This is a genomic window from Armatimonas rosea, from assembly GCF_014202505.1.
In the GTDB taxonomy this organism is placed as follows: domain Bacteria; phylum Armatimonadota; class Armatimonadia; order Armatimonadales; family Armatimonadaceae; genus Armatimonas; species Armatimonas rosea.
Genome location: NZ_JACHGW010000007.1, coordinates 108443 through 134897, shown reverse-complemented (window position 1 = coordinate 134897; position 26455 = coordinate 108443). Strand labels below are relative to the sequence as shown.

Below are 26455 nucleotides of genomic sequence, written 5' to 3'. Positions count from 1 at the left end.
TTCACTTGCGAAACTCCGCATCGCGCCAGGCGGCGAAGAGCGGCTTGAGCTTGCCGCGCTGGTACTTGCCCGTGCTCGTGACCGGGAAGTCGTCGCCAAAGACAACCACCTTGGGGGCCTTGTTGAAGGGAAGGGTCTCCAAGCACGCGGCGAGAATCTCGGCCTCGGCCAGGGCGGCACCGGGCTCGCGCTGGACATAGGCACCGATCTCCTCGCCGTAGAAGTTGTTCTCAAAGCCAACCGCCATCGCGGCCTTGACTCCGGGAATCGCGTTGAGTACTTCGTCGATCTCCAGCGGCGAGTAGTTGACCCCGCCCCGGATAATCAGCTCCTTCAGGCGCCCGGTGATAAAGAAGTAAGGCTGGCTATCGGGGCCAGGACGCCAGAAGCCCTCGTCGCCGGAGCGGAACCAGCCGTGGGTGAAGGCGGCGGCGTTGGCCTCGGGGCGGCGGTAGTAGGCGCGCATGACATTGACCCCACGCGCGACAATCTCCCCGCGCGTGTCGGCGGGCAGCGCGTTGCCGCTCTCGTCGTGAACCGCCATCTCGTTCTCGGGCAGGGGGATGCCAATCGACGGAAACCCGCACTCCCACATCCAGTGCGCGTAGGTTTCTTGGTCGAGGTCGGTGGGCAGGAAGCACGAGTAGCAGGTCGTCTCCGAGAGGCCGTAGCCGTGCACGACGCGCGCCCCAAAGACCCGGTCGAAGCGCTTGGCGAGGTCGGTGGTCAGCGGGCCGGCACCGCAGATAAAGTGGCGGAAGTCCGGCGGGATCGGGACACCATCGGGGTGGGTCTCGCAGAGAAACGCCAGGATGGTCGGGACCACGCTGCTCCAGGTGCACGTTTCGTCGGCGACTGTCTTCCAAAAGCGGCTGGCGGAGAACTTCTTATTGAGGACGATGCTCCCCCCGGTGACAAGCGGGGTCATCAGGGTCACGACGATCCCATTGACATGGTGGAGCGGCAGGACCAGCATCGCCCGGTCGGTCTCGGTGAAGCCGTGCCACGCCGCGATTCCCTGCGCATCGGCGATCAGGTTCTGGTGCTCGAGAACCACTCCCTTGGGCGGCCCCGTGGTCCCCGAGGTGTAGACAATCAGCGCCTCGGTGTCGGCGGGCAGGGTGCGGTTGATGACACCGCGGTGGCAGTGGCTCGCGTCCCAGGCAGTCTTGACCCGGCACCCCCGGACCCGGTGCGCCTGCTCGGGGGGAGCGAAGGCCAGAACACACTGAGCGTGCTCCAGAATATAGGCGATCCGCTCGTCGTCCTCGGTCAGGTTGATCGGCACCACGGTCACTCCCAGAAACCAACAGGCGACATACAGCAGCACGGTATCGGGCGAGTTCCCCGTGAGAGTCGCCACCCGGTCGCCGGGCCGCAAGCCCGTGTCTTTTTCCAGGTGCTCCGCCAAGAACGCCGCCTTGTACCAGAGGTCTTTGTAGCTCCAGGTCTGGCGCGTGCCGTCGTCGTCAAAGTACGTCAGAAACGGCGAGTCGCTGAGGGCGCGGGCAAAGACCACATCGGTGAGGTTCTTGAAGCGGTAGGTATAGGGAGCCGCCAGGCTCCGGGCATGCTGAATCTGGGGAGCGAGCTCCGGGCTAAAGTTCTCGTCGGTCATTGTCGAGGTTCTACCCGATTATAGCACGCTGCCCCAAGGGTTTCCAGCCAATAGTCAGGATCGCTGAAGAAGGGCACTCAGGGACAAACTTTCGTCTGGGGTCTGTACAGAAGCGACAGGAGAAGAGGCTTTTATCTTTACATACTCCTGAATTCATTAATTTCAATTATCAATCCATTTCGAGTAAAGCTCAACTTAGGTACAAACGTTGCAACAATCTCGCACTCCACATAGTGCAATGCCTCCTTCCTTATTTTCACTAATTGTTCATTATTTTTGATTTCTACATCATAAACTCTATGTTTATTTTTCACAGACATAAAAATCTTAACTTTATTTTTTAAATTCCTAAAAATATTATCAGATGCGTCATGAAGTATAAAAACATCTTCTAAATTATCTACAAAAATAAACCTATACACATTATCAATACCTGATTGCATCTTTTTATTGAAGTAATTAACAGACCTCTCTCTGAAATCAATTTCATTTTCAAATATGGTTTTCTTCATGCGAATTTTATAAAGAATAACAATATATCCATGCAAAGTATTATTTTCCATAACTAAGATTATCCTTGATTTGGCGCTTTGTTTTCGCGAATGTCAACTCGCAGCCCCAAGCGTCGGGGTATCCAGGAAAACCGCAAAATACCCTCCGGGTAAGAGAAACGGTCCAGCAAAACCTTGAGTCCGAAGGGCATTTCGTTATACCGATTTTACCCGGTGTAGGGGCGATCCAGAGGCAGATCGAACTCGCCGCGGGTGCCTTGGTGCTCGGGGTCGTCGTAGGGGTAGAGCGCATCGGCGGCGAACTGAATCTGGCGGCGGCGCTCGGTGATGCTCTTGAGGTGCGCGTCACGGGTGCCACGCCGGTTGGTCGAGCCGCTCTGCTGGACACTCTGCTCCTGATGGGCCGCGGTCCAGCTTGCCAGAGCCTCCTGGAGCGCGTCCATGTCCCCATCATCGACCCCAGGGAGGATATCGCCAGGGAGCCGTGCCAGGATCGCCTCCACACGGGAGATCAGACTCGCGCGGGGCAGGCGCTCCAGCTTCTCCCCGATCCCGTAGACCGCCAGCGCCGCCGGGTTGGTCACGGCCAGCTTCTGCCGTGCGGCGGCTTGCAGGCCGCGCACCCGGCGCAGGAGGGCGGTCTTTGCCGCGGCCTCGACTTGGGTGGCCTGCTTCTTGGCTGCGGTATGGTCCACAGCGGCGCTGATATCGCCCCGACACGCCACCGTGTCTTGGGCCAGGGTCGCCACAAACGCCGCCGAGATTCCCTGCCCCGCAAGGGCGGTCTTGTAGGGCGTGCGCTGCGCGGCGGCAAGCACCTGCTCGGCGCGCGCTAGCTCGCGGTCCACGCGGGCACTGGTCGCCCCCGGACTGCGTCGCGTGGGCGCTGCCTTCACGGCGACTGCTGTGTCCGTGTCTGCTAAAGCCTTGTCTCTATCTGCTAATGCCTTGTCTGTCGATTCTAGAGCTTTGTCCATGGTAGATTCGTTCCTTGTCCTCTCGCCTTTCTTCGTGTCTGTTTCGCGGAAAGGGACATCCCTATTAAACCCAATCCGTGCCGTCTCTGCCGCAAAGATGTCTGTGTATGCTGTCACAAATGCCCCCCCGGCGACGTTACTTCCCCCCATGAACAGAACAGGCATTTTCTTGACAGCGACTCTTGCTCTGGGCGCGGCCTCGGCGGCCCAGGCACAGCTCAACAGCGGCTTTGGCCGGGAGGAGCTCTCCTACCAGGCGTTCTATCCGTCGGACAAGATCAAGGGCTACCTGGGCGACGGCCCCCTCAGTGGTATCTCCTGGACCCACCGCCTCACCGAGCCGCCGAGTGTCGGGCTGGGGCGGACGCTCTTTGTCGATTGGGCGAGCACGGGCGGGCAGTCGTCGCGCAACTTCCTGGCGGGCGGCCTCGGGGTGCAGTCGCAGGCCAAGCTCGGCACCGAGGGCACGACCCTCAATCTCGGCGGCGGGATCGGCTGGTACAGCACCTATGGCAACCAGACCTTCGATCCGGGTCGCAAGAACGGCCCCCTCGCGCGGGTGACCGCGGGCTTGCGGGTAACGGGCAACATCATCCTCGAAGGGGCGTACTTCCGCTCCCTGCGCGCCGGCGACGGGGTTGAGGGCACCGGCCTGCGGGTTGGGGTGAAGTTCTAAGATCCCCCCATACTCTGCCTCCCCCTCGGCGACAGCGCCGTTTCCCCCTCCGGCTCCGCGAAGGGGGAGGAGTCACGGGGTCAGCGGCGCGTTTTGGCCCTAAACCCTTCGCGAAGCCGGAGGGTGGCGAGCGGTGCGAGCCGGGAGGTAAATAAAGGAATCTTAACTTCCCTCGTCGAAATGCCGGGCTATGACACAGCTCGGCATTCAACTTATTATCTTCGGCAAGCGCGGCGGCGAGGACCTGCCCGGTGTCTTGGCCGATGTCAAGGCGGCTGGCTACGACGGCGCAGAGGTCGGCAACCCCACCACGAGCATCGCGGCCTACGATTACAAGCAGCTTTTCGACGACGCGGGCTTGGCGTGTGCGGGCTACCACACCGGAGTCAGCGCCCTCACCGACCTCGACCATGTCCGCGAGACTGCGGCCCACATGAATATTGTCGGGGCACGGCACCTGATGGCGGGTGGGAAGTGGCCGGATGCGGCGGGCTACGAAGACGCGGCGCGCACCCTCAACGCGGCGGGCGAGGTCTTGGAGAGCGAGGGGATTCGCCTCTGCTACCACAACCACAACTGGGAGCTCTTTGCCCTGCCGGAGGGCGGCACCGGGATGGAGATTCTCCTGCACCAGACCGATCCCGGCTACGTCAACTTCTGCTTTGATCTGTTCTGGGTCGCCTGCGGCGGCGAGGACCTGGTGAGCTTTCTCCAGACCTACGGCCACCGCGCGGACTACCTGCACTACAAAGACGGCACCTTCGACCCCGAGACCCACCAGCCCCTGACCTTTACCGAGCTCGGCAACGGGCAAGTGAAGCTAGTCGAGGCCCACCGGGTGGTGCAGACCCTCTCCCCCACCTGGATCACCACCGAACAAGACCGGGTCGCCGAGGGCGGCAGCCCCGCCGCCTCCGCCAAGCTCAGCGCCGACTACGCCCGGGGTGTGCTGGGAGTGTAGAGGCCCCCTGCCCCCCGCCTGCCCCCTGCCCCCCGCAAGCGGGGGAAATAAGAGGAATCGGATTCCTTTGATCTCCCCCGTTGGACGGGGGTCGGGGGGCGGTGTGCCGTGGTACCATAGGCGCGTTATGCCGAAAGTTGCTGTTCTGCCCGGTGATGGAATCGGGCCTGAGATTGTGGCGGAGGCCGTCCGTGTCCTCCGCGTGGTCGCCCCCGATATCGAGCTGACCGAGGCGCTGGTCGGAGGCGCGGCCTACGACGCGACCGGCCATCCGCTGCCCCCGGAGACCCTGGAGCTCTGCAAGGCGAGCGATGCCGTGCTGCTGGGAGCCGTGGGCGGCCCCAAGTGGGACGTCATCCCCGACCCCAACCTGCGCCCCGAGCGCGGTGCCCTCCTGCCACTACGCAAGCACCTGGGGCTCTACGCCAACCTGCGCCCCGCGATCTGCTACCCCGCCCTCGCCGCCGCTTCCAGCCTCAAGCCCGAGCTGCTGGAAGGGGGCCTCGATGTGCTGGTGGTGCGGGAGCTGACCGGCGGGATGTACTTCGGGCTCCCCAAGGAGAACGACGGCAATCGCGCGGTGGATACCTGTGTCTACACCAAGGACGAGATCGTGCGGATCGCCCACGTGGGCTTCCAGGCGGCGCAGAAGCGCGGCAAGAAGCTTTGCTCGGTCGATAAGCAGAACGTCCTGATGACCAGTGTCCTGTGGCGCGCGACGGTCGAGGAGGTGGCAAAGGAGTACCCCGATGTCCAACTCTCCCATCTTCTTGTAGACAACGCGGCCATGCAGCTCGTGCGCTGGCCCAAGCAGTTCGATGTGATTGTCACTGAGAACCTCTTTGGCGATATCCTCTCCGACCAGGCCGCGATGCTGACGGGTTCGCTGGGAATGCTACCGTCGGCGAGCCTGGGGACTGGCACCTTCGGCCTCTACGAGCCCTGCCACGGCTCCGCGCCGGATATCGCGGGCAAGGGGATCGCCAACCCGCTGGCGACCATTCTCTCCGTGGCGATGCTCCTGCGCTACAGCTTTGGGCGTGAGACCGAGGCCAAGCGCATCGAGACCGCGGTCGAGGCCGTGCTGGGAGCGGGCCTGCGCACCCCGGATATCGCCCAGAGCGGCGAGGCGACCGTCGGGACGATCGCGATGGCCGATGCGGTCCTTGCCCAGCTGTAGGCTCGCCACACGCAACGACGCCAGCGCACTGGCCGCGCTGGCGTCCGAGACCTTTCTCCACACCTGGCGCGAGCTCGTCCCCGATGCGGACCGCGCCGCCTACGCCGCCGCTACCTTCACCACAACAGCCCTCCAAGCCGATCTAGAGCGCCCCACGGTGTCCTATCTCGTCTTGGAGAGCGAGACCGGTGAGCTAGGCGGCTACGCCCGCCTCTCGGTCGGTGCCGCGCCGCCGGCGTCGCTCACGCTTCCCCAGCCCGCCCTCCTCGACCGCTTCTACCTCCGCGCCTCCTGGCACGGCACCGGCGCGGCCCAGCAGCTCCTAGAAGCAGTGATCGCCCACGCCCTGCGCCACGAGGTCGCGACCCTCTGGCTGTGCCACCACCCCAGCAACCTCCGCGCCGGGCGCTTCTACGCCCGCCAAGGCTTCACCGAGACAGGAGTCGGGCTCCCCTTTGTGCTGGCTGAGCACACCTACCACGATGTCATTCTCGTGCGCGCGATTTTCGGCTAGAATAACCAAGAATAGCATAGTGCGCCTATGAAAACACTCTCTCGCAAGTGGCTTGGGTGGATCGTCCTTGTTGCCGTCGTTGGTGCAAGTGCGGGAGGGTACCTCTGGCTCATGTCCCCGGTCGAGCCACAGGATCAGCTCACTGTTGCGCCTCTCCAAAATACTGCGATCACCGCGCTTACGGTCGAGCCGGGCTTGCGCCTGGACGCAGCTCCCACTCCCCCGCCCAATATTCCCCCCACTCCCAGTCCGGCCCCACGGCCTGGCAGGAAGCTCGCAGCGGCGATCCGCTTCACCCCAGACGACGTTCCACGAGAGACCATTGGCCCCAAGCCGTCGCTGATGGCAGAGCTAGAACGAGCGGGAGTCCCGACAACGGAGAGTACAAACCGGGCTCCCATCAAGCTCCGCGGCCTCTACCGTCTTGAGGATAGCTCGCACTGGTACTGGAACCCGAGTGAAAAGCGCTATCAGTTCCTGCCTCAGCTCCGGTACGCTGTCGCCATTACCCGGCAGGTTCGCACAGCTCCCTGGAAGACGCAGGAGCGCACCGATACGGTCGTGCTGGGTTTCTTTACGCTCCCCACGGACCTGAACCGCGTCCGAGACTCCTTGGTAGAGGGAGCCCCCCTTGATGCGTACCGCCTGCTGCAGGACCACCCCGATACTGTCCATGACATGATGCAGCGGCTTATCGTCTCAGGCATCATCGCACGCTGGAAAAAGGACAACGCCCCTCCCACTCCCCTGCCGCCCTTGCTCGGTAGTAAGCTCAAAGGACGGTAGGCTTTATGGTATAAGGGACGGAACTTGCCATGAATAAAAAGCTCTCTCTCCCGCAGCTCCTTGTCACCCTTGGTCTCCTTCTGGGTGTTGGGGGCTTTGTGCTCTTCCGCTACTTCACCGCGCCCGCGTTCACCGCCGACGATCCCCGGGACAAGGTGCTCCACAATATCGCGGTCACGGAGATTGCGGTGGTGCTGGGCGAGCTTGCGCCCGCCCATGTCTCCGCCGATGCAGCACCGCGGCGCGGCGGGGGTGGTGAGGGCGGCGGGGGGAGCATGCTCGCTCCCAAGGGCGAGGCGGCCAAGATCGAGGCGGCGCGCTTCGCCAAGGAAGTGGCTCCCAAGGTCCAGAAGATTATCGACAGCCTGCGCGGGGCCGGAATCCCCGTCGCGCAGGACGACATCGCCCAAAAGGCCGCGGTCGGGCATGTCCCCCTCTCGGTCACCGTCACCCTGGAAGGCACGGGAACCGTCGTGGAGAACCAGCCCACCATGGGGGTCCTCGGCTACAAGGTCGAGCTCAAGCGCGATCTTTTCACCTCGACCACGGCCACGAACCCGGTCCATCTCAATGTCGCGGGAAACATGACCGGCAGCGTAGGCGTGACCTCTCCCGAGACCCTCGCGCAGAAGCAAGACGAGGCCCTGACCCGTGCGATCTCCGCGATCATCACCCGCTGGAAGGAAGACAACCCCGCCGCGGCAAAACCCTAGACGAGAGCCCGCTATGAAACAATCCCTCAGTAGAAAACAGCTTGTGATCGCCCTCATTACCTTGATGGGGGTGGTCACCTTCCTCGTCCTCCGTTACTTCCAGGCCCCCGCCTTTTCCCCTGACTCCCAGACCCATGGCACGCTCTACAAGGTCACAGTCGCGGATATCAAGGTCGATCTCCAGGGAGAGTTCCCCTGTCTCGCCTATGAGCTCCGCCCCAGCCCGGCCCCGATCCCACCCGAGCACGCGATCCAAGCAGTCATCGACCCCTTTTTTCTCAACGCCGACGCTGTCTCGGCACGGAGCGCACAATTTAAAGAGAAGGCCATTGCCTACCTACGTCAGGCAGGGGTGCCACTGAGCCTGGAGCCTGCGCATCCCCTCACCCCCGACGATCGCCCGCTCTACCTCACCGTCCAGATCAGCGGGGATGGCAAGGTGGACACACGAAAGCCACATTCCGGTGTTCTGATCTCTCACCTCCGAATGGATCGGGAGTTCTATGTCGATGTCCAGCGCACGCAAGTCCTGCGAGTCGGTCTCTTACCCCGGCTCGCCCCTATCTCCGATTGCGCTACCCCCATCTCACCGACCGACAGCCTCGAAAAGAAACAAGCAGAGCTCCTGGGACGAACGTTGGAGGCGTTTGTCACGGCGTGGAAAGAAGACAATCCCACAACACCTCAATAGTGAAGGGACGTAGATTCGTAGGAGTCTGAGCAAGTACGATGAACCAAGCGCTGAAACCCCGACAGGTCGCTCTCGTAGCCGCCGTCTTGTTGATCCTCGCGTTGCTCGTCGGCTACCGCTACTTCACCGCGCCAGGAAACAACACGGCACCTGAGGCGACGCGGGAGCTCCAAGGAGCCAGTGTCGCCTCGCTCAAGATCGTCCTTGGGCCTCTTGCCCCGCCGCACCTTAAGGTCGAAAATCCCGAGGAGCTCCTCACGCACCCGGAGCCTGGTCCAGAGCAATCTGGCGGTGCGATTGGTGGCGGCGGCATGGCTCCCAGCCCACTGACCGACGAGCAACGCAAGCGCCAGGAGGAGCAAACGGCACGAGAAAAGCGAGCCGCGCAACGGAAGCACAAGCTCTTCACAGACGCCATTGCCTACCTGCGTCGAGCCGGAATCACGGTCACCGCGGACAAGGACGCCTATGTGCCTGAGGAGAGTGAGAACCCGGTACACCTCACGCTACTCATCCAGGGTAATGGGACGGTTATCGACGGCAGGCCATCCTGGGGAAAGCTTGGCTACCAGGTCGAGCTAGAGCGTCTTGCCTATCTCTCCCGTCGAGCGACCACGCCCACAACAGTCCAGCTCCAGACAGGAATTTCCCCCGGAAGTGTCGGGGTTGTCAGCCAAGAGCTTCTCCCACGGCGCCAGGAAGAGGCAATCGGGAAGGCGCTTGAGGCCTTTGCACAGGCATGGAAACAGGATAATCCTGCTTCTCCCCACTAGCTCCCATACGAAGTAGGTTCCCTCCTCTATGAATCAGTCACTCAACAAAAAGCAAGTTATCGCCGTCATTCTGGTCCTCTTGGCCTTGGCCTCTCTTACCCTCTACCGCTACTTTAAAGAGCCCGTCCCGAGCTCACCGGATCTTACCGAACGCCCACTACAAGGCACCACCGTCGCGTCGCTGAACATCATCCGGGGCGCACTCGCACCGCCACGGCTTGTCGCCAAGAACCCAAATGACCTCCTCGCGACGCCGTCCCCGCAACGAGCGGGAGAGATGGTTGGCGGGGTTGGTGACAGAATGGTAACTCCCGAGGAACAGAAGAAGCGAGACCATGCCTCGAAACAACACGCCGATGCTCTCACCTACCTCAAGCAGGCAGGTGTTTCCCTTACCGCCGATGAGCCCCTGCACCTGTCCAAGCCCGACGAGAACCCCATCGAGGTCTTTATCTGGCTCAAGGGAACGGGAACGGCTATCGGGGGCCGGCCAAGCTGGGGCACGTTTGGGTACAAGGTTGAGGCGCAGCGCACGGTCTATCTGTCCCGAAACTCCGACGATAGCACCCATGTCACCCTTGAGGTTGCCTCCGGAGAGCTCGGGATCGCCACGCCCGAGACACTCGCGCAAAAACAAGACGAGGCTCTGGGGAAGGCACTGGAGGCGCTGACCGAGGCGTGGAAGCGAGACAATCCCGCGCCAAAGACGCCACGTTAGGCATCGTTTTCAGGTACCCTGACCACAATCATGAAGAACAAGAAACTGACAACCGCGCAAGCACTTATTATTCTCCTCGTCGTGCTCGGGGGAGGCGGAATCGCCGCATGGCGCTTCTTTAGCGCTCCTGCCTTCCCAGAAGCCGACCTCAGCAAGGAGCCCCTCTACGAGACCGCGATCACGGAGTTCAAGGTCACCGGCCCGGACACTCTCCCAACGGCGCCGGAGAAACCGACCGCGCCGCCGCCCACTCCCGTGCCCGGGCTGCCGGTGAGTGCACGTGGTCCCGCCGTGATGGCCCCGCCGCTCGACTCCACGATCAAGGTCACCGACGATCTGGTCGCGACGCTGGAGTCGGCGGGGGTGGCGACCAAGGGCAAGCCCTACCCGGTGAAGGTGGCGGGGAGCTGGAGTGTTCCCCCGCGCTCGGTTCGATGGGACTGGGACGACAAGGCCAAGGTCTACCGCCTCAAGGCGATGGTGCGCTTTGAGCTCAAGCTCACCCCCGACGATGGCGCGAAGCAGCGGACACTCTCCCTCAACGGCGGGGCCGCTCCGCTGGAGCCCGACTTCGACCTCACCGAGCACCTCAAGCCCGGGGACAAGACCCTGGAGACCCTCGCCGTCCGCCAGATGCTCGCGGAGGTGATTCGGACGTGGAAAGCCGGGAATGTCCCGTTCCGGCGCTAGCGCCCCTCTGACACGCAAGCAGCTCCTGGCGACGGGGGTGGGTCTGGTGGCGCTCGTGGTGTGCCTCGCTTGGGGGTACTACAGCGCACCGGTCACCCCCGATGACCCTATCGCGGCGGTTCCGCTGGCAAACACGACTATCGCCGAGGTGGTACTGGTCCCCAAGGCCGGCTTCGCACTCCCCGCCCCCCCCGAATCGCCGCCCTCGGGTGCACCAACTCCCCCTCCCACCCCGGAGCCCACTCCCTTTGTCGGCCGGCGCACCGGCGGACATGGCCCCATCCCCCTCCCTCTCAAGCACCTCCCCTTCACGCCCGGCATCACGCCCGAGGCGGCGCTCCACCAGGCCGCCATTGCGATGAAGCCCATCCCTGGGAAGACTCCCGTGCGGGTTCGGGTGCTCTACAGTGCCCCCAGCGCCCACTGGTACTGGAACCCTGCCCAGAGTAGGTATGCGTTTACGGGCTTTCCCGAGTACTCGATCTTGATCTCCCGTGACATCAGGGCCCACCTCTTCGCCCCACAGACCACCCGCACCGACGAAGCCAAGCGCAGTGGGATCGACCTGGTCTTTGACTGGCGCGCGATCCAAGACTCCCTGCCGCCCGAGTTCCAGCGCCAGAAGCAAGACCTCGATGTCTACCAGCTCTGGAAAGAGCACCCGGAGGTGGTCGAGGATATTCTTCGCAGGCTGGTGCTGGAGGACATTATCCAGCGCTGGCGCGCCGACAACGCGCCAGGCGCGATCCGGCCGTGATATAACAAGCACAGATGAACTTCTTCCACCGCAGCGGCGGCATCGCACAGATTACCCCGCGTCCCCACCGATAGGGATGCTGGGCGGGCGCAAGGTCGCGTCCGCAGCGGGCTTAGCAGGCGTCCCTTCCTTGCGTGGGGGCGCTTTTGTTTTGGTGCCTAAGCCCGATAACACATTGGAGAACCATGAAAGTACTGATCTACGACACGACCCTGCGCGACGGCTCCCAGATGGAGGGGGTCTCGTTTTCCGTTGAGGACAAGCTGCGAATCGCACGGCGGCTGGATGCCTTTGGGATCGACTATATCGAGGGCGGCTGGCCCGGCGCGGTCCCCAAGGACACCGAGTTCTTTGCCCGCCTCAAGGCCGAGCCGCTCCAGCACGCCCGGCTCGCCGCGTTTGGCATGACCCGCAAGGCTGGTGAGACGGTCGAGGAGAGCGCTCTCCTGCGCTACCTACTGGAGGCCGAGACCCCCGTGGTGACCATTGTTGGCAAGACCCACAGCCGCCATGTCTCCGAGACCCTGCGCATCCCGCTCGACGAGAACCTCGCGATGATCCGTGAGTCCGTGGCCTACCTCAAGGCACATGGCAAGGAGGTGGTCTTCGATGGGGAGCACTTCTTCGATGGCTTCAAAGACGACGAGACCTACGCAAGGGCCTGTCTGAGCGCCGCGGTCGAGGGGGGCGCGGACTGGCTCTGCCCCTGTGACACCAACGGCGGTGCCCTTCCCCATGAGATTGGGGAGACGATCGCGGCCCTGGTCGCGGCCTACCCCCAGACCCGGATCGCGATGCACCCCCACAACGACGGCGACTGTGGGACGGCCAATGCGCTGGCGGCCGTGCGTGCTGGCGCGACCCAGGTTCAGGGGACGGTCAATGGCTTTGGGGAGCGCACGGGCAACGCCAATCTGGTACCCGTGATCGCCAACCTGCGCCTCAAGCTCGGCTACGACTGCCTCCCCGAGGGCGCGCTGGAGGAGCTGACCGCACTCTCGCACTTTGTGGACGAGGTCGCCAACTTCTCGCCCAACCCCAAGGCGGCCTTTGTCGGGCGCAATGCCTTCACCCACAAGGCGGGCCTCCACGCCGATGCGATCTCCAAGTGGCCGCGCGCCTACGACCATATCGAGCCGAGTGCCGTGGGCAACCAGCGCCGCATCCTGGTGAGCGAGCAGGCCGGGAGCGCCAGTATCGCGCAGAAGGCCAACGAGCTGGGCTACGCGCTGGATAAGAAGTCGCCAGTCGCCAAGGAGCTCCTGCTAACAGTCACGAGCATGGAGCACGAGGGCTACTCCTTTGAGGCCGCGGAGGCGAGCTTCGAGCTGCTCCTGAAGAAGGCCACCGGCACCTACCGCCGCTTCTTCGAGCTGGTCACCTTCCGGGTCTTTATCGGCAAGCGCGCCTGCGACACGGTCCCGGTCACCGAGGCGACCATCAAGATCCTGGTCAATGGCGAGGAGGTCAACGCGGTCGCGGAGGGCGATGGCCCGGTCAACGCGCTTGATCTGGCGCTCCGCAAGGCCCTAGAGCCCGCCTACCCACAGCTCAAGGACATCGCCCTCACCGACTACAAGGTGCGCGTCGTGACCACCGGCGAGGGCACCGCCGCCAAGGTCCGCACGATTGTCGAGTCCACCGACCACCACGGCCACATGTGGGCGACCGTCGGGGTAAGCCCCAACTTGATCGAGGCTAGCTGGCAAGCGATTGTCGACTCGATTGAGTACGGCCTGCTCAAGGCGTAGCGAAGAGCCCGAGGATCAGCCCGGACAACGAGTGTCCGGGCTTCTTTCGTTGTCCGGGCAATGGTTTTCAAACCAGGTACAATCCTCGTAATGTCATCCGATATTGGTGCCGACCTCCCCGACCAGATTGTTCGCCAGATTCTAGGAAAAGCCGCCGAGGTCGCCGGCGGCGTCCGGGAGCTCTTTGAGAGCGTTGACTCCCGCCGTGAGGCGCTCCGCATGCAGCTCCAGCTCGCGGGCCGTATCCGCCACACCGACGATCTTCCCTGTGTCGAGCCCCAGCCTTGCTGCGCCATCGACGGCGGAGCCGCTGTGGAAAAAGGCCTGGGCATGGACACCGCGCTCGCCGTTGCGGTGGGGGTCGAGGGGCTGGGGGGCCAGGGCATCTGGGCCGATATTCCCTTTGCCGCCTGGCAGAAAACCCTCCAGCACGAGGGCGAGGCGACCGGGAGCACCTGCCGCGCGGTAATGACAACCCTAGAGCTCTCCCTGCTCCACACCGCGCCCCACCGGATTGTCCTGCTGGATGGCTCGCACCTCACCCCCGTGATCTCCCTCAACGCCGCGCTGAGTATCGGCAACGACGGCCTGCGCCAGGAGCTCGCGCACAACTTCGAGCACTACGCCACCGCCGATGCGCTCCACACCGCGATGTTCAAGCCGGAGATTGTCGCCGTGGTCAAGTACGATGGCACGCGCGACCTCGGCGAGACCTGGCTCGGGGGGCAGCTCAAGCTCGACGACCGCACGGCCATGACCCTGCTGCTCAAAGAGGACGAGTTCACCGAGCCCGTTCCGCTGGGGCTGACCCAAAAGAGCAAGCGCAACTGGATCGCCAAGGAGATTCAGAAGCTCACCCCCTCCGATGCGGTCCGGGAGCAGGTGCGCGAGGCGGTCAACGAGGCGGTCTCCCAGGTCCGCACCGATGGCCTCTTTGCCACCTACTACAAGCCGCAGCCCTGGAGCCATGCCTTCCGCCTGGAGATCAAAAAAGAAATCACCCAGAGCCCCGAGCGCCTCGCCGAGGTCTTTGCCACGGTCAAGGCGCAGGTGGTCAGCCCCGAGATTCGCGAGCCCTACCCGCAGTGGGTCGCGGACCGGATGGCCAAGTCGGTTGGGGATGCACTAGTCGCGCTCCGCACCGCGGTCAACTACGACCTTGCCGATGCAGGACTTTCGGAGTATGTTGCACTAGTGGCCCACTCCTACCGGACGGAGGCGCTGTAAAACACCATGAGCCTTGACCTACCCGAGTTCGATCCGCCGCAGGACGATCCCCCGCTCCCGCACCATACCAATGTCGAGCGTGTCGAGCGCCGTATCTTTGAGATCCATGTCCACTGGCGCCACAATGTGGGCTTGATCGTCGCCGGGGCCACTGTCTTTCTGGTCGCCAACCTGGTCGCGGCGCTCTGGGCGGCGGGAGCGCTGGCAAGCACCGACACCCGCGTGCACTACTTTGCCTGTGTCGTGGCGTCTCTCTTTGTTTGTTCTGCGCTGATCGGGACGCAAGCGCTCAAGGTCGCCTCGGAGAGCATCAAGCGCTCCGACCGCAACATCAACGCCCTGGAGGAAGAGATCCAGCGCATCACCAGCAGCTCGGGCTACACGCTCAACAATGAGGTCATGCCGGTCGAGTTCTACCTCAAGACCCTCGGGCTGCTGCGCTCGCTCTTGCTCCTGCTCCTGCCCCTCTGGCTCGCGGTTCCGGCGCTGTTGTTTTTGGTCAGCCCCCCCGAACCCACGGCCAATCACGCCACTCCCAAGCCCGCTCCCGGGCGCTCCCTGAGAAAGTGAACCATGGAAAAGATTCGCCTTGTGATCGCAGAAGACCAGACCATGACCCGCGAGACCCTCGCGCAGATCCTCGGGCTGGAAGAGGACATCCAGGTGGTCGGGACCGCCTCCGATGGGGAGCGTGCCCTCTCGGTCTGCCGCGCCCAGAAGCCCGATGTGCTCCTCACCGATATCGGGATGCCCAAGCTGACGGGAATTGAGGTGACGGAGACCATCCGCAAGGAGCTCCCCGAGACCCAAGTCGTGATCCTGACGATCTACGGCGACGACGACAAGGTCTTTGCGGCGATCAAGGCGGGTGCCCGGGGCTATGTCCTCAAAGACTCCCCGCCCGAGGACGCGCTCGCCGCCATTCGCGCGGTCGCCCGGGGGGAGTCTCTGCTTAACCCCGTTCTCATCACCCGCATCCTCGCCGAGTTTGGCCGTCTCACGGTGCAGAAAGCCGCCGATAACGCTGTCTTCGCCCAGCTCACCGACCGGGAGCGCGAAGTTCTGAGCTTTATCGGCAAGGGCATGCGCAACAAAGAGATCGCCGACTCCCTGTTTATCTCGGAGAAGACTGTCAAGAACCACATCTCCAAGATCTTCGAGAAGCTCGAAGTAAACTCCCGCGCCGAGGCCGCGCTACTGGCTGCCCGGCAGGGGCTTGTCTAGTTAGGATCGCTCCCAAACGAGGTCGCCCCGATGGACCGGGGCGTCTTGCTGTCGTCGCAGGCTCCGACACGAAGGCCTTCGGCCATATTCGGGATGGGCGGAGCCCTTTGTGTCCGAGGCACGAGGACAGCAAGACGCTCCCGTTCATGGGAGCGATAGAAAAAGGAAAACGCACGTTCGCTGTGGAATAGTGCGGCGTGCAGACCATTCGCATCACCAAAGCCGACGCGCGGGCGTTTCTGATCCGTGCCTTTGCCCTGGAGAGCTGGCAGAGCCTCCCCGATTCCGAGAGCGCGATTCGTGCGCTAGAGTTTGTGCAGGAGGACTCGATCCCCATCTGCGGACGCATGCACGACCTGATCTTATGGCCTCGGGTGGCGGGCTACACGCCCCAGAGCCTCGCCGACACGCTCTATGGCCCGACAGCGACTGCTTTTGAGATCCACTTTCCCAACCTCGCGGCGCTCCCTCGGGAAGACTACCCCTACTTTGTGCGGCGAATGCAGGCGCGCCAGGCGGAGCCGGGGCGCTGGCAGGGCTTGTTTCCCGAGGAAGAGCCGGTCGCAGCGGCGTTTCTGGAGGCGCTCGACAGCCTTGGGCCGCTCTCAACCCGCCGGCATGGCAACGAGTTTGGCCACATGCTCTCGGGCTGGGGGACGCGCTCGACCGTGATCTCGCAAGTGGCGGAGAAGCTCTGGCTCCACGGCAAGCTGGGGATCGCCCACCGCAAGAACTTCGAGCGCTACTTCGACCGGCTGGAGCGGGTCGCCCCGGAGCTCGCCGCCTGGCACGCCCCGAGCGTAGCGCTCCCTGATCCCGACGAAGCACGGCGCTATCTGGTGCGAAAGCGCCTCAAGGCAAAGGCACTCTTCCGGCCCAAGCGCGACGAGCTCGCGACACTGGGGGAGGCAGCGTTCTGCAAAGTGGAGATCGAGGGTCTCGTCAAGCCCTGGTACACGCTAAACCCGTTCAACCCACCCCCTACTCCCCCTCCCTTCCCCCCACGGAACGTGGGTTTCAGGGGAAGGGAGGGGGCCGGGGGGAGGGATGTCTGGAGGGATAACGGGAGGGATGCCGATGCCATCCTCCTCGCCCCGCTCGACCCGCTGGTCTACGACCGTCAGCGCAACCGGGAGCTCTTTGACTTTGACTACACCTGGGAGGTCTACGTGCCGGCAGAGAAGCGCAAGTGGGGCTACTACGTCCTACCCATCCTCCACGACAGCAAGCTGGTCGGGCGGGTCGATCTCAAGCGCGATACCAAAGCGGGTTCGCTTCAGGTTCTCTCGCTCATGGTAGAGGAGAATGTGGTACTTGAGGCAGTCGCCGAGCCTATTGCCATGCGCCTGAGAGAGCTCGCAGAGTTTCTAGGCGTGAGCCGGGTAGAGGTGACAGGGTTCTGCCCCGCCGATATTTGCAAGTCAATTGCATTATAGCTTGACAATATACTAAATTAGGGCTAAACTTTTGCGTCCTCCCCGGGAACAAAGGGAAGGACTTAACCGTACTAATTCGGGGGCACGAATCTTGCGTAGCCCCCTGGTATCGTTTTTACAAAACTAATCCCTAACGCACTCGCGGAGCGGCGCGGCCCCGACGTTCGGACGACCCGCTTTGCACAAGGAGCTTTCGTATGGCGGCAGCCATAGAAATCAAAAACCTGACTAAACAGTACCCTGTCCCGATGAAGCGCGAGGTCGTCAATGCAGTGGACAATCTCTCGGTTACAGTCGGTGAAGGCGAAGTATTCGGCTTTCTGGGCGCCAACGGCGCCGGAAAGACCACGACCATTAAGATCCTGCTCGGGCTCATCTATGCCACCCAGGGAGACGCTCAGGTTCTGGGCAAGCCCGCCGGGGATATCGAGGCCAAGCACAAGATCGCCTACCTCCCGGAGTCTCCTTACTTCTACGAGCACATGACCGCCCGCGAGATCGTCACGTTCTATGCCCAGCTCTTTGGCATGAAACTCGAGGATGCCCGCAAGAAGGCCGATGAGCTCGTGGACTTTGTGGGGCTTGGCGGCAAGAGCGATGTCAACAAGCGTGTTGCGGAGTTCTCCAAGGGAATGCGCCAGCGCGTCGGGATCGCCCAGAGCCTCATCAACGACCCCAGCCTGCTGTTCTACGACGAGCCCACATCGGGTCTGGACGCCATCGCGCGCCGCGATATCCGCGACCTAATGTTCGAGCTCAAGCGCCAGGGCAAGACCATGTTCCTCTCCAGCCACCAGCTGGAGGATGTCGAGATGGTCTGTGGCCGCGCCTCGATTATCCACAAGGGCAAGCTCCAGGTGATCGGTACCATGGACGAGCTCCTGGGTGGGGAGCGCGTGGAGGTGACCATCTCCAAGCCCTCCGCTGAGCTCTCGGGCAAGCTCGCCGAGCTCGAAGGTAGCCTTGTTGGGGACAAGCTCACGGTGACCGTCGCCAACTCCAATGTCGGTGAGCTCCTGGATGCCGTCCGCGGTGCCAAGGGCGATGTCTTCTCCGTCGTGCCCAAGAAGCGCCGCCTGGAAGATCTCTTTGTCGAGATTGTTGGTGAGCGTATCGATGCCGCCACGGGTAGCCTGGCCTCCACCGGCGACCGCCCGCTGGACTCCGCCGATGCAAAGCCGACGGCGAACAAGTACAAGGACTTGATGGACAAATAAATGAATACCGCCATTGTTATAGCGCGCAACACGATTAGTGAAGCGATGCGCAAAAAAATTCTAAATGCGTTTCTTATGGTGGGCTTCGCGATGCTCGTGCTCACCTTCGCCTTCCAGCAGTTCGCCCCCCGCCAAGAGCTCACCCTTGTCAAGGGAATGGGACTTGGGATTATCTCGATGGCCGCCCTGCTCATCACGGTGATCCTCTCGATCAACCTGATCCCCACCGAGATCGAGCGCCGCACGATCTACACGATCCTCTCCAAGCCCGTGCGCCGGCACGAGTTCCTGCTCGGCAAGTACTTCGGAGCCGCCAGCACGATCTTTGTGAATGTCGGGCTGATGGGGATCGCGTTTGTCTTTGCGATCATCCTCAAGCAGCGTGGGCTAGATGTCGGGGCGCTAAACATGCTCAAGGGCGTCTGGATGATCTACTGCCAGATGGCGCTCCTGAGTGCGGTCGCGATCTTCTTCTCGACCTTCCTCTCGCCCCTGGTGAACTTCTTCCTGACCTTCTCGCTGTTTATCATCGGCAACCTCTCCAGCTTCACGATGGACCTTGCCAAGAACACCCAGAACGTCCTCGCCAAGGGGTTCTTCACCATTGTCCACTACGTCGTTCCCAACTTCGGTAACTTTAACTACACCAACCCGCTCGTGCAGGTCAATGTGCAGGTAAAGTCCGAGGCGGCGCTGCTGACCCAAAACACGATCTACGCCGTGGTCTATGCCACCGTGCTGCTGATTCTCTCTATCCTGGTCTTTGATCGACGCGAGGTGTGATGATGAAAAACTTCCTAGATGCGGTTCGGGGCAATCCCAAGCTGGCAGCCGGGGCGGCAGCGCTCCTGGTGATCCAGGGGCTGCTCCAGAGCCAGATCGACCCCCTGCGCCGGCAGCCCGCGGTCGAGCCACCGTCGATGTTCAAGACCACGGGAGGCCTGCCCTTTGAGTATGCCCTCGCCGCGGTCTCGGGCTTCCGGCAGGTGATCGCAGGCCTGCTGTGGGTGCGTGCGGACTCGTTCTTCCACTCGGGGAACTACGATGCCATCCTGCCCCTGCTGCGCCTGATTACCTGGCTCGACCCCAACTGGCTCGATGTCTACTCCACGGGTGCCTGGCACCTGATGTACAACTTCACCGATACCGACCAGCGCTCGGACCGACGCTACCTTCCGGTGGGGCTTGCGCTCCTCAACGAGGGTATCGCCAACAACTCGGAGATCTACGACCTCTACAAAGAGAAGGGCTGGAACCTCTACGACAAGGTCCGCGACTACGACGCCGCCGCGGAGGCGTACCGTCAGGGCCGCGATGTCGATCCCAAGCACGATATCAACCAGGTGGAGCACATGTATGCCCACTGTGTGGAGCGCAGCGGCGACCCCAAGGCAGCGATTGCAGCCTGGCAGGACGCGATGGCAAAGCACAAGAAGCTCATCGACGAAGCCAAGGGGAAGGCGGGTCAAGAGGATGTGGTCAGCCGCAATGAGCAGGGCTACAAGAATGCTCAGAAGAACTGCCGCATCATGCAGGTCCGCGAGTACTGCCGCACCCGTGATATCGCCCGGCTCGGTCAGGTCGATACCAACCTCGGGGTCAAGGTCACCCGCATCAGCCCGCGTGTGATCCAGATCCAGGGCACGTGGAACCTGATTGGCTGTCTGAAGGACCAGTACGACGATCTCAACTTCGATGAGAACGGCATCCCCAAGGGCACCAACATCTCCAGTGGGATCGTCCTCGATGGCCCGGTGGACGGTGCCCGTATCGATGTCCGCCTCCAGAACGCGGGCTACAAGATGCCCGACTCCAAGGAGTTTAGCTTCGAGGTTCCGGAAGATCTGACGATCATGCAGGACGCGCTCAGTAGCCGCGGGGGACGCCGCACGCTCAAGGGAAGTGTCTACACGATCTCGGCAAACCTGACCGCAGACCCGAACATGGAGCGCGCCGGAATCTACGCCTACAAGGACGCGAGCAAGGGGCCCAAGGGCATCCCTGCCGCCCAAGCGCTAGCGTCGGGCCAGCTCTCGCCGCTGGGTCAGCTCCAGCTCGTGACCTATGTCTTCCCGCCCAACACCCGCAAGCGCAAGTTCTACACCCAGGCCGATGTTCCCGCGCTCCTGAGCGAGATCCGTGGCAACTCGGCCAAGCTCGATGAGCTCGGAAAGCGCCAGGTCATGGTCGCACTGGAGGACAAGATCCTGCCCAGCGAGTTTGGGGCAAGCCGCCAGATCGACATGAGCAAGGACCCCAAGATGTACTCCTTTAAGGCCGACGAGTACGACTTGATTATCTCCTTCGACCCCCGCAAGTCCCCGGACTTTGTCCAGGACCGGATGGGCTGGAGCGGTGAGGGAATGACCGACAAGCGCTACCTGCGCGACGATGTCACGAAGGGTCTTCGCCAGCTCTATCTCAAGCTCAAGCTGACCAAGGACGACATCCTGGGAACCGACAAGAAGGTTCTCTTCGATGATAGCGCTGGGATCGGGCTGGACAAGCTCCAGAAGTAGCCCCGCGCACCAACCAACCCACTGCCTCAGAGCTTGCTCTGGGGCAGTTTTTTATTGCAGATGCTTCTGGAGCTTCGCCAAGAACAGCGGCGCACTCTCCCCCAAGACCCGTACCGTAATCGACTCCTTGCCCTGTGTCAGTGCCTCGGGGAGCGGGTAGGTCTCGTGGAGGTGCCGGTGCCGCTCGACCGTGAGCTGTGGACGAGCGACCGGCACTCCCTCCACCTCAACCGTGAAGGCAACGTCGCTTTCTTGAGGCGGTCCCCACGTGCAGACAAGCTCCATCGGGCTGTCCGGGAGGGTGCGTAGAGTGAAGACAAACCAGCCACCGCGGCCTGCCTGCCGGAACTTCCAGGCACTGCGTTCGCCGCCAAGATAGCCCTCGCCGGTGAAGTTATGGTCGCGCTCGGGCTGCATCTGGTTGGGCCAGAAGGTATCGAGGAGCTTCGTGCGCTGGGCGTGTTCCCCAGCCTCGGTAGCGCGGTAGGTAGCCTCTTGCTCGGCCCAAGCGCTCTCCGAAAAGCGATCGAAGTAGACCGCCTGCCGCCGCCCATGGAGCTGGTAGAACGGGACCAGGGCCACCTCGCGCTCGAACTTGCAGGTCTCAGGATCGAGGAGCACGGGGGCGGGAGGGATTTGGGCGTTGAACGGCTCCCCACCGTCGGCATCTCCGGGTGGCGGTGCAGCCCCCAGATCAGCGGCCAGCACGACCGGGCCATGGAGCAGCGCGAGCTTGTCGGGTGCCCCCAGGAGAGCCTCGTGGCGCGCGGGTAGCGGAATCTCAAACGTAATCCGATCGTCTTCTCGCCAAGTCCGGGTGAGTGTCAAGAAGCCATCAGGCGTCTGCTCCGCCGAAACCGGGCTCCCATTGAGCGAGAGTGCCAGCGGCGTGGAGAGCCAGCCGGGCTGACGAAGCTTCAGCGTAAAGGGAACAGAGAGCTCGTGGGTAGCAATCTGAAGCGTGACGGCGCTCCCCTGGGGAAACGCGGTCGCGAGAGTCAGCCCAACCATCTGCTCCGGGGCGACACAGGAGCAGGACAGGAACTGAGTGACATAGAGTGTCGTGTTTGCCGCGTCCTCAAAGAAAACCCCGTCGCCGTAGCGCGTGTGGTTCTCCCAGCCCGTCCCAACACAGCACCAGAACGAGTCCTCGGGGGTGGAGTAGTGCTTGAAGTGCCCCGAGAGCAGCGAGACAAAGTAGCAGACCATGCCCGTCTCGGGGTTCTGGCTGGCGAGGATATGGTTGATGCGGACGCGCTCGGCAAAGTCGGCGTACTCGGCCTTGGGCTCCCAGCAGAAGAGGTGCTCGGTGAGCTTGTGCATGTTGTAGCTATTGCAGGTCTCGCAGGTCGAGTGTGTCAGGCGCTGCGCCAGCTCGCCCGCGGGGCCAAAGTGCTCGTTGCTCCCGTGCCCACCGATCACGTAGCTATGGCTCTCGACCACAAAGCGCCAGAAGTTCTCCGCAATTTTTTTGTATTTTTCGTCGCCGGTCACCTCGTAGAGCCGCGCACAGCCGATGATCTTGGGGATCTGCGTGTTGCCATGGAGTCCTGGCAGGCAGTCGATGCCCGCTGCGAGGGGGTCTAGAACAACGCGGTGGTAGAATTTCTCCGCCAGCTCCAAAAACGGCTCTTCGTCCGTGCGTGCATACAGCTCGGCAAACGACTCGCTCATCCCCCCAAACTCACAGCTCAGCATCGCCTGCCAGCTTGCGTCGTCGAGGTTCGCCGTCACCTCCGCCGTCCAGTGTCCCAGTTTGTAGACAAGGTCGAAGGCTAGCGGGCTCTCCAGTAGCTTGGCTGCATCAAGCAGTCCAGCAAAGAGCTTATGGAGGTTGTACCAGGGTACCCAGCAGTCATTCAGATCGAAGTTCCGGGCACGGACGATCCCCTCACGTAGCTCACCAAAGACCCGATCTGCCTCGGGCATACCGCCTATAAAGTAATCCTGGCGTGCATCCTGGCAGCGCTTGAGCTCGCTGAGAATCAGCGCCACAATCTCGGTAAAGCGCACGTCGCCCTCCGCAGCAAGGCGCACACAGGCCGAGAGGTAGTGCCCCAGCGAGTGCCCCGCGAGGCTCTGCTGCTCCCAGCCTCCGTAGATATCTCCCTCGGTAGGAAGTCCGGCGTTTTTGTAGAAGCCGTGCAGGAGTCGCTTGGGATCGAGGGCGAGAAGCCAGTCGGCATTGCGGTCACGGGCGGCGGCAAAGGGGCTAGGAGCAAGACGGACGTGTCGGGGATCGAGGGCGGTCAGCATAACGAGGCATTTTACGGGTAAAATCGGCGCATGACACGACGAATGTTTCTTGGCACCGTTGCCGCCCTTGCGGTCTCCTCGCTCACGCCCGCGTTTGCCCAGCAGCGCCACGAGGAGGTGGTCTACGGCCATAAGCTAGGTGTGGCGCTCTCGATGGACGTCACCCTCCCCGAGAAGTCGAAGTCCAACGGCATTGGGATTCTCTGGATGGTCAGCGGCGGCTGGAAGTCCGACCATGGTAGCGTTAGCCCCGAGCTCGGCAAGGCCTTCGCCGACCGTGGCTACACCTTCTTCCAGGTGGTCCATGGCACCGCCCCCCGGTTCATCCTCCCCGAGATCATGCAGGACATCCACCGCTCCGTGCGCTTTGTCCGCACCAACGCCAGCCGCTGGGGGATCGACCCGAATAGGCTAGGGATCAGCGGCGGGAGCGCGGGCGGGCACCTGACCTGCATGATGGCGGCCTACGGTGGCCCCGGCGATCCCAAGGCAAAAGACCCCGTGGACCGGGCGTCCAGCGCGGTCCAGTGCGCCGCCTGCTTCTACCCCCCCACGGACTTCCTGAACTACGGCAAGGACGGTGCCAAGGCGATGCTCAACCCGTTCTTGAAGGGTTACTGGCCCGCCTTTGGGATCACGGACAAGACCTCGCCCGACGAGATCGAGACGCTCAGCAAGACCCTCTCCCCGATCTACGGCATCAACAAGAGCACCTGCCCCCTCTTCCTCATCCACGGCGAGGCCGATATTCTCGTCCCCATCCAACAGTCGGAGAGACTAATCGCCAAGCTCAAGGAAGAAGGGGTTCCCTGCGACCTTGTGCGGCGCCCCGGCAAGGGCCACGGCTGGCCGGGTATTGAGAAAGACGCGGCGCTCTTGATGGACTGGTTCGACAAGTACCTGCTCAAGAAGTAGCCCATGCCGACAATCCACTCGGGCCCTGTCTGTCGACTCTTTGTGCTCCTTGCACGCGACGCCCCCCTTGGCGTGGTCTTCCGACAGGGTCCGAGGCAGCTCACCCAGCTTTTCCTCTGGCACACCAACACCGATACATTCGAGCCCGGGGATCGCTTCGTGGGCAACCTCTCCCCCGAACGCGGCGATCTCTCCCCCGATGGGAAGCTGCTGATCTACGTGGCAGCCAACTACACGATGGGGCACCACAACAAAGGCTTGCCGCCGCGCTGGACCGCCCTCAGTAAGCCTCCCTACCTCACTCCCCTGGCGCTCTGGCCCAACGACGAGCCGTACTATCTCGGGGGGCTCTTCGCCGCTCGTGGGTCTATTGAGATCAACCTCGCCCCCTATGCGCTCGAAGACTGGCGGGAACACAAGCCCAGCTTTCCTGCCGGTGCGCCACCCGAAGGGCTCGTATTCGAGTACGAGAACCTGCCCTGGACCCCAAGCAACCAGCTCTTTACCCGCCTGATGCGTAGCGGCTGGTCGCAGGTTCCCACACGACAACAATCTGAGACCGTCGATATTGCGTTTGTGAAGGCGCACCCCACCAAGCCACTGTCGCTCGTACTGGGGATGGGTAGTGGGAACAGCCATACGTACACTGTCCACCACGAAGCGGGCAACGCCAAGACCAAGCTCGTGGGCGCTGTCTGGGCGGACTGGGATCAGCGGGGGCGCCTGGTCTACTCTCTCGACGGGAAACTCTTCACCGCGGAGCTCGACTTCCCTGGCAAGCTTCAGCCCTCAGAGATCGCCGACTTCACGACAACGGCTCGCCGACGTCCACCAACTCCCGAGTCCGCGAGCCAGTGGTGAGGGTCCCCCGAAGGCCGCATCGCCCTCTCATGCCAGCCCCTCGTAGACCGCGCCGCTCTGGAAGGTCACGCGAAAGGGCACCGGGGCGGCGAGCTGGGTGTTATCGGGGTACCACGGACGCCCCACTTGGACCAGAATCACCAGCCCTTCTTCGTCCCCCACCGGCCGGAAAGTCTCGCTCCCCTCGCAGTAGTCGGGGAGGCTGTAGGGCGGGGAGTTCAAGTAGCGTCTTTGCTGCTCCACCACAGACGTCACCCTGCCGATCTCGCTGATGCCGAGGAGCTCAAACTGCTCGCGGCGGCTAGAGGGTAGCGTGTGGCGTGCGATCAGCTCGGCGATATTGCCATCGGGGTCCTTGAAGTAGACCGCGTGCGCGTTCCAGTGGGTGAAGTCAAAGACCGTCTCGCTACCGTCGGCGCTGGCGAGCAGCGGCACGCGCTCCCGGAGCCACTCAACCGCGGCATCGAACTGGTTCTCAGGGACATTGAAAGCGAAGTGCGCACAGGCCAGGGGTGTCGGTGACTGCCAGAGGGTCCAGCGCGTCTCCCCCGCAGCCAGAGTGACAAAATCGGGGCCGGAGGAAAGCTCCTCCAGCCCCATGGTCTCGACCCAGAACTGCCGTGCACGCTTCAGGTCGGCCGTGCCGAGCTCAAGCGCGCGGAAGCTCACTGCGAAACAACCCAGAGGTTCTTGTACTGAACTAGGTCGTGGTTGCCCTGAAGCACGAGCGGCCCAACCTTGACCTCACCCTTGAAATCGCCGTACTGGATTCCGGTGGGGCCATTGAACTCCTCGTTGTTCTGCACGAGCACGCCGTTCCAGAAAACACTGGCGCGGGCCTTCTCGGTCACCTTCCCGGTCTCGTCGAAGCGCGGGGCACGGAAGAGGATATCGTAGCTCTGCCACTCGCCCGCGGGCTTGGCGGCGTTGAACTTGGCGGCCTTCTGGCTGTAGAACGCGGCGCCGGTCTCCTTGGTCAGCTCACCCCCAAAGGAGTTGTACATCTGCACCTCGTAGCGGCCATGGAACGCGATCCCGGCATTGCCATGCTCGGTGGGAACCTTAAACTCCACGTGCACAAAGCAGTCGCCAAACTCAGACGTGCTGGTGATGTCTTTCTTGTTGGGAAGCATCCCGCCATCTTCCTGTAGGGTCCATGCGGCTGGGTCTTTGGTTCCCCGCGTGACCCAGTTCTCCGCAAACCCCTCGCCCTTGGGGCCGATCAGCACCTTGGCGGCCATCGGAGCGCGCCCTCCGAGCCGGATGGAGCTAGGGAAGGCAGGGGGCTGCTGCTGGCCACGCTGGGCTTGCGATGCCGCGGGTGTCGCCGTCGTGAGGAGCGTCGCCGCCCCAAGAAGCGCCGTTGCGCTAAAAAAGAAAATGGATTTACGTGTTGCCATAGCGTATTGTACTGCCCCCTGGCCCCCACAGGTGGGGGAAGTATAAGGAATTTTTTTCTGATTTTTTTATCAGATTTCGGTGC

Annotated in this window: 27 protein-coding genes; 21 read left to right on the top strand and 6 right to left on the bottom strand. The window is 62.6% G+C overall.

Annotated elements, in window-relative coordinates:
- Position 1 precedes the first annotated feature (1 nt).
- The 3 genes from HNQ39_RS26750 to HNQ39_RS26740 form a co-directional block, all read right to left on the bottom strand.
- The gene (locus HNQ39_RS26750) at positions 2-1618 is read right to left on the bottom strand and encodes a class I adenylate-forming enzyme family protein (protein ID WP_184203663.1); all 1617 of its coding nucleotides are present in this window, start codon (positions 1616-1618) and stop codon (positions 2-4) included.
- Between the two features lie 137 nt (positions 1619-1755).
- Positions 1756-2130 (bottom strand): hypothetical protein, encoded by a 375-nt coding sequence (locus HNQ39_RS26745; protein WP_184203662.1) that lies wholly within the window; start codon positions 2128-2130, stop codon positions 1756-1758.
- Between the two features lie 206 nt (positions 2131-2336).
- Positions 2337-3107: a hypothetical protein gene (locus HNQ39_RS26740; RefSeq protein WP_184203661.1), complete on the bottom strand. Its 771-nt coding sequence runs from the start codon at positions 3105-3107 to the stop codon at positions 2337-2339.
- Between the two features lie 169 nt (positions 3108-3276).
- On the opposite strand from HNQ39_RS26740, the gene HNQ39_RS26735 reads away from it, so the two are divergent.
- The 19 genes from HNQ39_RS26735 to HNQ39_RS26645 all read left to right on the top strand — a co-directional run bounded on the left by HNQ39_RS26735 (position 3277) and on the right by HNQ39_RS26645 (position 20940).
- The gene (locus HNQ39_RS26735) at positions 3277-3783 is read left to right on the top strand and encodes a hypothetical protein (protein ID WP_184203660.1); all 507 of its coding nucleotides are present in this window, start codon (positions 3277-3279) and stop codon (positions 3781-3783) included.
- Positions 3784-3973: 190 nt separating this feature from the next.
- Positions 3974-4744 carry a sugar phosphate isomerase/epimerase family protein gene (locus tag HNQ39_RS26730; RefSeq protein WP_184203659.1) on the top strand — a complete coding sequence of 257 codons (771 nt, stop codon included), beginning with the start codon at positions 3974-3976 and terminating at the stop codon, positions 4742-4744.
- A gap of 127 nt (positions 4745-4871) precedes the next feature.
- Positions 4872-5924 (top strand): 3-isopropylmalate dehydrogenase, encoded by a 1053-nt coding sequence (gene leuB / locus HNQ39_RS26725; RefSeq protein ID WP_184203658.1) that lies wholly within the window; start codon positions 4872-4874, stop codon positions 5922-5924.
- On the top strand, positions 5902-6438 hold the full coding sequence (locus HNQ39_RS26720; protein WP_184203657.1) for a GNAT family N-acetyltransferase: 537 nt from the start codon (positions 5902-5904) through the stop codon (positions 6436-6438). The genes leuB and HNQ39_RS26720 overlap by 23 nt, the downstream gene beginning before the upstream one ends.
- 27 nt (positions 6439-6465) lie before the next feature.
- Complete coding sequence (locus HNQ39_RS26715) at positions 6466-7224, top strand: hypothetical protein (RefSeq protein WP_184203656.1); 759 nt, start codon at positions 6466-6468, stop codon at positions 7222-7224.
- 29 nt (positions 7225-7253) lie between these two features.
- Complete coding sequence (locus HNQ39_RS26710) at positions 7254-7937, top strand: hypothetical protein (protein WP_184203655.1); 684 nt, start codon at positions 7254-7256, stop codon at positions 7935-7937.
- 13 nt (positions 7938-7950) lie between these two features.
- Complete coding sequence (locus tag HNQ39_RS26705) at positions 7951-8628, top strand: hypothetical protein (protein WP_184203654.1); 678 nt, start codon at positions 7951-7953, stop codon at positions 8626-8628.
- A 38-nt stretch (positions 8629-8666) separates the two neighbouring features.
- Positions 8667-9401, top strand: a complete 735-nt coding sequence (locus HNQ39_RS26700) for a hypothetical protein (RefSeq protein ID WP_184203653.1) — start codon at positions 8667-8669, stop codon at positions 9399-9401.
- A gap of 28 nt (positions 9402-9429) precedes the next feature.
- Positions 9430-10119: a hypothetical protein gene (locus HNQ39_RS26695; protein WP_184203652.1), complete on the top strand. Its 690-nt coding sequence runs from the start codon at positions 9430-9432 to the stop codon at positions 10117-10119.
- Positions 10120-10149: 30 nt separating this feature from the next.
- Entirely contained in the window at positions 10150-10809 is a 660-nt protein-coding gene (locus HNQ39_RS26690; RefSeq protein ID WP_184203651.1) for a hypothetical protein, read from the top strand.
- Complete coding sequence (locus HNQ39_RS26685) at positions 10790-11566, top strand: hypothetical protein (RefSeq protein WP_184203650.1); 777 nt, start codon at positions 10790-10792, stop codon at positions 11564-11566. The genes HNQ39_RS26690 and HNQ39_RS26685 overlap by 20 nt, the downstream gene beginning before the upstream one ends.
- Before the next feature lie 185 nt (positions 11567-11751).
- Positions 11752-13317, top strand: coding sequence for a citramalate synthase (cimA, locus tag HNQ39_RS26680; RefSeq protein ID WP_184203649.1), 1566 nt, complete (start codon positions 11752-11754; stop codon positions 13315-13317).
- A gap of 90 nt (positions 13318-13407) precedes the next feature.
- Positions 13408-14544: a DNA double-strand break repair nuclease NurA gene (locus tag HNQ39_RS26675; RefSeq protein ID WP_184203648.1), complete on the top strand. Its 1137-nt coding sequence runs from the start codon at positions 13408-13410 to the stop codon at positions 14542-14544.
- A gap of 6 nt (positions 14545-14550) precedes the next feature.
- Positions 14551-15114, top strand: a complete 564-nt coding sequence (locus HNQ39_RS26670) for a hypothetical protein (protein WP_184203647.1) — start codon at positions 14551-14553, stop codon at positions 15112-15114.
- Between the two features lie 3 nt (positions 15115-15117).
- Complete coding sequence (locus HNQ39_RS26665) at positions 15118-15768, top strand: response regulator (RefSeq protein ID WP_184203646.1); 651 nt, start codon at positions 15118-15120, stop codon at positions 15766-15768.
- Between the two features lie 197 nt (positions 15769-15965).
- Entirely contained in the window at positions 15966-17204 is a 1239-nt protein-coding gene (locus tag HNQ39_RS26660) for a DNA glycosylase AlkZ-like family protein (RefSeq protein WP_184203645.1), read from the top strand.
- A gap of 248 nt (positions 17205-17452) precedes the next feature.
- Complete coding sequence (locus HNQ39_RS26655) at positions 17453-18421, top strand: ABC transporter ATP-binding protein (RefSeq protein ID WP_184203644.1); 969 nt, start codon at positions 17453-17455, stop codon at positions 18419-18421.
- 45 nt (positions 18422-18466) lie between these two features.
- Positions 18467-19204, top strand: a complete 738-nt coding sequence (locus tag HNQ39_RS26650) for an ABC transporter permease (RefSeq protein ID WP_184203643.1) — start codon at positions 18467-18469, stop codon at positions 19202-19204.
- A complete protein-coding gene (locus HNQ39_RS26645) occupies positions 19204-20940 on the top strand; it encodes a tetratricopeptide repeat protein (RefSeq protein WP_184203642.1) in 1737 nt (578 codons plus the stop codon). The genes HNQ39_RS26650 and HNQ39_RS26645 overlap by 1 nt, the downstream gene beginning before the upstream one ends.
- Positions 20941-20991: 51 nt before the next feature.
- On the opposite strand, the gene HNQ39_RS26640 is transcribed toward HNQ39_RS26645, so the two are convergent.
- Positions 20992-23196 carry a beta-L-arabinofuranosidase domain-containing protein gene (locus HNQ39_RS26640; RefSeq protein ID WP_184203641.1) on the bottom strand — a complete coding sequence of 735 codons (2205 nt, stop codon included), beginning with the start codon at positions 23194-23196 and terminating at the stop codon, positions 20992-20994.
- Positions 23197-23226: 30 nt separating this feature from the next.
- Between HNQ39_RS26640 and HNQ39_RS26635 the strand changes: the two genes are divergently transcribed.
- Positions 23227-24111: an alpha/beta hydrolase gene (locus HNQ39_RS26635; protein WP_184203640.1), complete on the top strand. Its 885-nt coding sequence runs from the start codon at positions 23227-23229 to the stop codon at positions 24109-24111.
- Between the two features lie 3 nt (positions 24112-24114).
- Positions 24115-24972 carry a hypothetical protein gene (locus HNQ39_RS26630; RefSeq protein WP_184203639.1) on the top strand — a complete coding sequence of 286 codons (858 nt, stop codon included), beginning with the start codon at positions 24115-24117 and terminating at the stop codon, positions 24970-24972.
- 27 nt (positions 24973-24999) lie between these two features.
- Here the strand turns inward: HNQ39_RS26630 and HNQ39_RS26625 are convergent, their stop codons facing one another.
- A complete protein-coding gene (locus HNQ39_RS26625) occupies positions 25000-25641 on the bottom strand; it encodes a VOC family protein (RefSeq protein WP_184203638.1) in 642 nt (213 codons plus the stop codon).
- The gene (locus HNQ39_RS26620; protein ID WP_184203637.1) at positions 25638-26372 is read right to left on the bottom strand and encodes a 3-keto-disaccharide hydrolase; all 735 of its coding nucleotides are present in this window, start codon (positions 26370-26372) and stop codon (positions 25638-25640) included. The genes HNQ39_RS26625 and HNQ39_RS26620 overlap by 4 nt, the downstream gene beginning before the upstream one ends.
- Positions 26373-26455: the final 83 nt, after the last annotated feature.

Bases quoted from the DNA above. Each gene is read 5' to 3' on its own strand.
- HNQ39_RS26750 (WP_184203663.1), bottom strand. From the start codon at position 1,618: ATGACCGACGAGAACTTTAGCCCGGAGCTCGCTCCCCAGATTCAGCAT.
- HNQ39_RS26745 (WP_184203662.1), bottom strand. From the start codon at position 2,130: ATGAAGAAAACCATATTTGAAAATGAAATTGATTTCAGAGAGAGGTCT.
- HNQ39_RS26740 (WP_184203661.1), bottom strand. From the start codon at position 3,107: ATGGACAAAGCTCTAGAATCGACAGACAAGGCATTAGCAGATAGAGAC.
- HNQ39_RS26730 (WP_184203659.1), top strand. From the start codon at position 3,974: ATGACACAGCTCGGCATTCAACTTATTATCTTCGGCAAGCGCGGCGGC.
- leuB (WP_184203658.1), top strand. From the start codon at position 4,872: ATGCCGAAAGTTGCTGTTCTGCCCGGTGATGGAATCGGGCCTGAGATT.
- HNQ39_RS26720 (WP_184203657.1), top strand. From the start codon at position 5,902: ATGCGGTCCTTGCCCAGCTGTAGGCTCGCCACACGCAACGACGCCAGC.
- HNQ39_RS26715 (WP_184203656.1), top strand. From the start codon at position 6,466: ATGAAAACACTCTCTCGCAAGTGGCTTGGGTGGATCGTCCTTGTTGCC.
- HNQ39_RS26710 (WP_184203655.1), top strand. From the start codon at position 7,254: ATGAATAAAAAGCTCTCTCTCCCGCAGCTCCTTGTCACCCTTGGTCTC.
- HNQ39_RS26705 (WP_184203654.1), top strand. From the start codon at position 7,951: ATGAAACAATCCCTCAGTAGAAAACAGCTTGTGATCGCCCTCATTACC.
- HNQ39_RS26700 (WP_184203653.1), top strand. From the start codon at position 8,667: ATGAACCAAGCGCTGAAACCCCGACAGGTCGCTCTCGTAGCCGCCGTC.
- HNQ39_RS26695 (WP_184203652.1), top strand. From the start codon at position 9,430: ATGAATCAGTCACTCAACAAAAAGCAAGTTATCGCCGTCATTCTGGTC.
- HNQ39_RS26690 (WP_184203651.1), top strand. From the start codon at position 10,150: ATGAAGAACAAGAAACTGACAACCGCGCAAGCACTTATTATTCTCCTC.
- HNQ39_RS26685 (WP_184203650.1), top strand. From the start codon at position 10,790: ATGTCCCGTTCCGGCGCTAGCGCCCCTCTGACACGCAAGCAGCTCCTG.
- cimA (WP_184203649.1), top strand. From the start codon at position 11,752: ATGAAAGTACTGATCTACGACACGACCCTGCGCGACGGCTCCCAGATG.
- HNQ39_RS26675 (WP_184203648.1), top strand. From the start codon at position 13,408: ATGTCATCCGATATTGGTGCCGACCTCCCCGACCAGATTGTTCGCCAG.
- HNQ39_RS26670 (WP_184203647.1), top strand. From the start codon at position 14,551: ATGAGCCTTGACCTACCCGAGTTCGATCCGCCGCAGGACGATCCCCCG.
- HNQ39_RS26665 (WP_184203646.1), top strand. From the start codon at position 15,118: ATGGAAAAGATTCGCCTTGTGATCGCAGAAGACCAGACCATGACCCGC.
- HNQ39_RS26655 (WP_184203644.1), top strand. From the start codon at position 17,453: ATGAAGCGCGAGGTCGTCAATGCAGTGGACAATCTCTCGGTTACAGTC.
- HNQ39_RS26650 (WP_184203643.1), top strand. From the start codon at position 18,467: ATGCGCAAAAAAATTCTAAATGCGTTTCTTATGGTGGGCTTCGCGATG.
- HNQ39_RS26645 (WP_184203642.1), top strand. From the start codon at position 19,204: ATGATGAAAAACTTCCTAGATGCGGTTCGGGGCAATCCCAAGCTGGCA.
- HNQ39_RS26640 (WP_184203641.1), bottom strand. From the start codon at position 23,196: ATGCTGACCGCCCTCGATCCCCGACACGTCCGTCTTGCTCCTAGCCCC.
- HNQ39_RS26635 (WP_184203640.1), top strand. From the start codon at position 23,227: ATGACACGACGAATGTTTCTTGGCACCGTTGCCGCCCTTGCGGTCTCC.
- HNQ39_RS26630 (WP_184203639.1), top strand. From the start codon at position 24,115: ATGCCGACAATCCACTCGGGCCCTGTCTGTCGACTCTTTGTGCTCCTT.
- HNQ39_RS26620 (WP_184203637.1), bottom strand. From the start codon at position 26,372: ATGGCAACACGTAAATCCATTTTCTTTTTTAGCGCAACGGCGCTTCTT.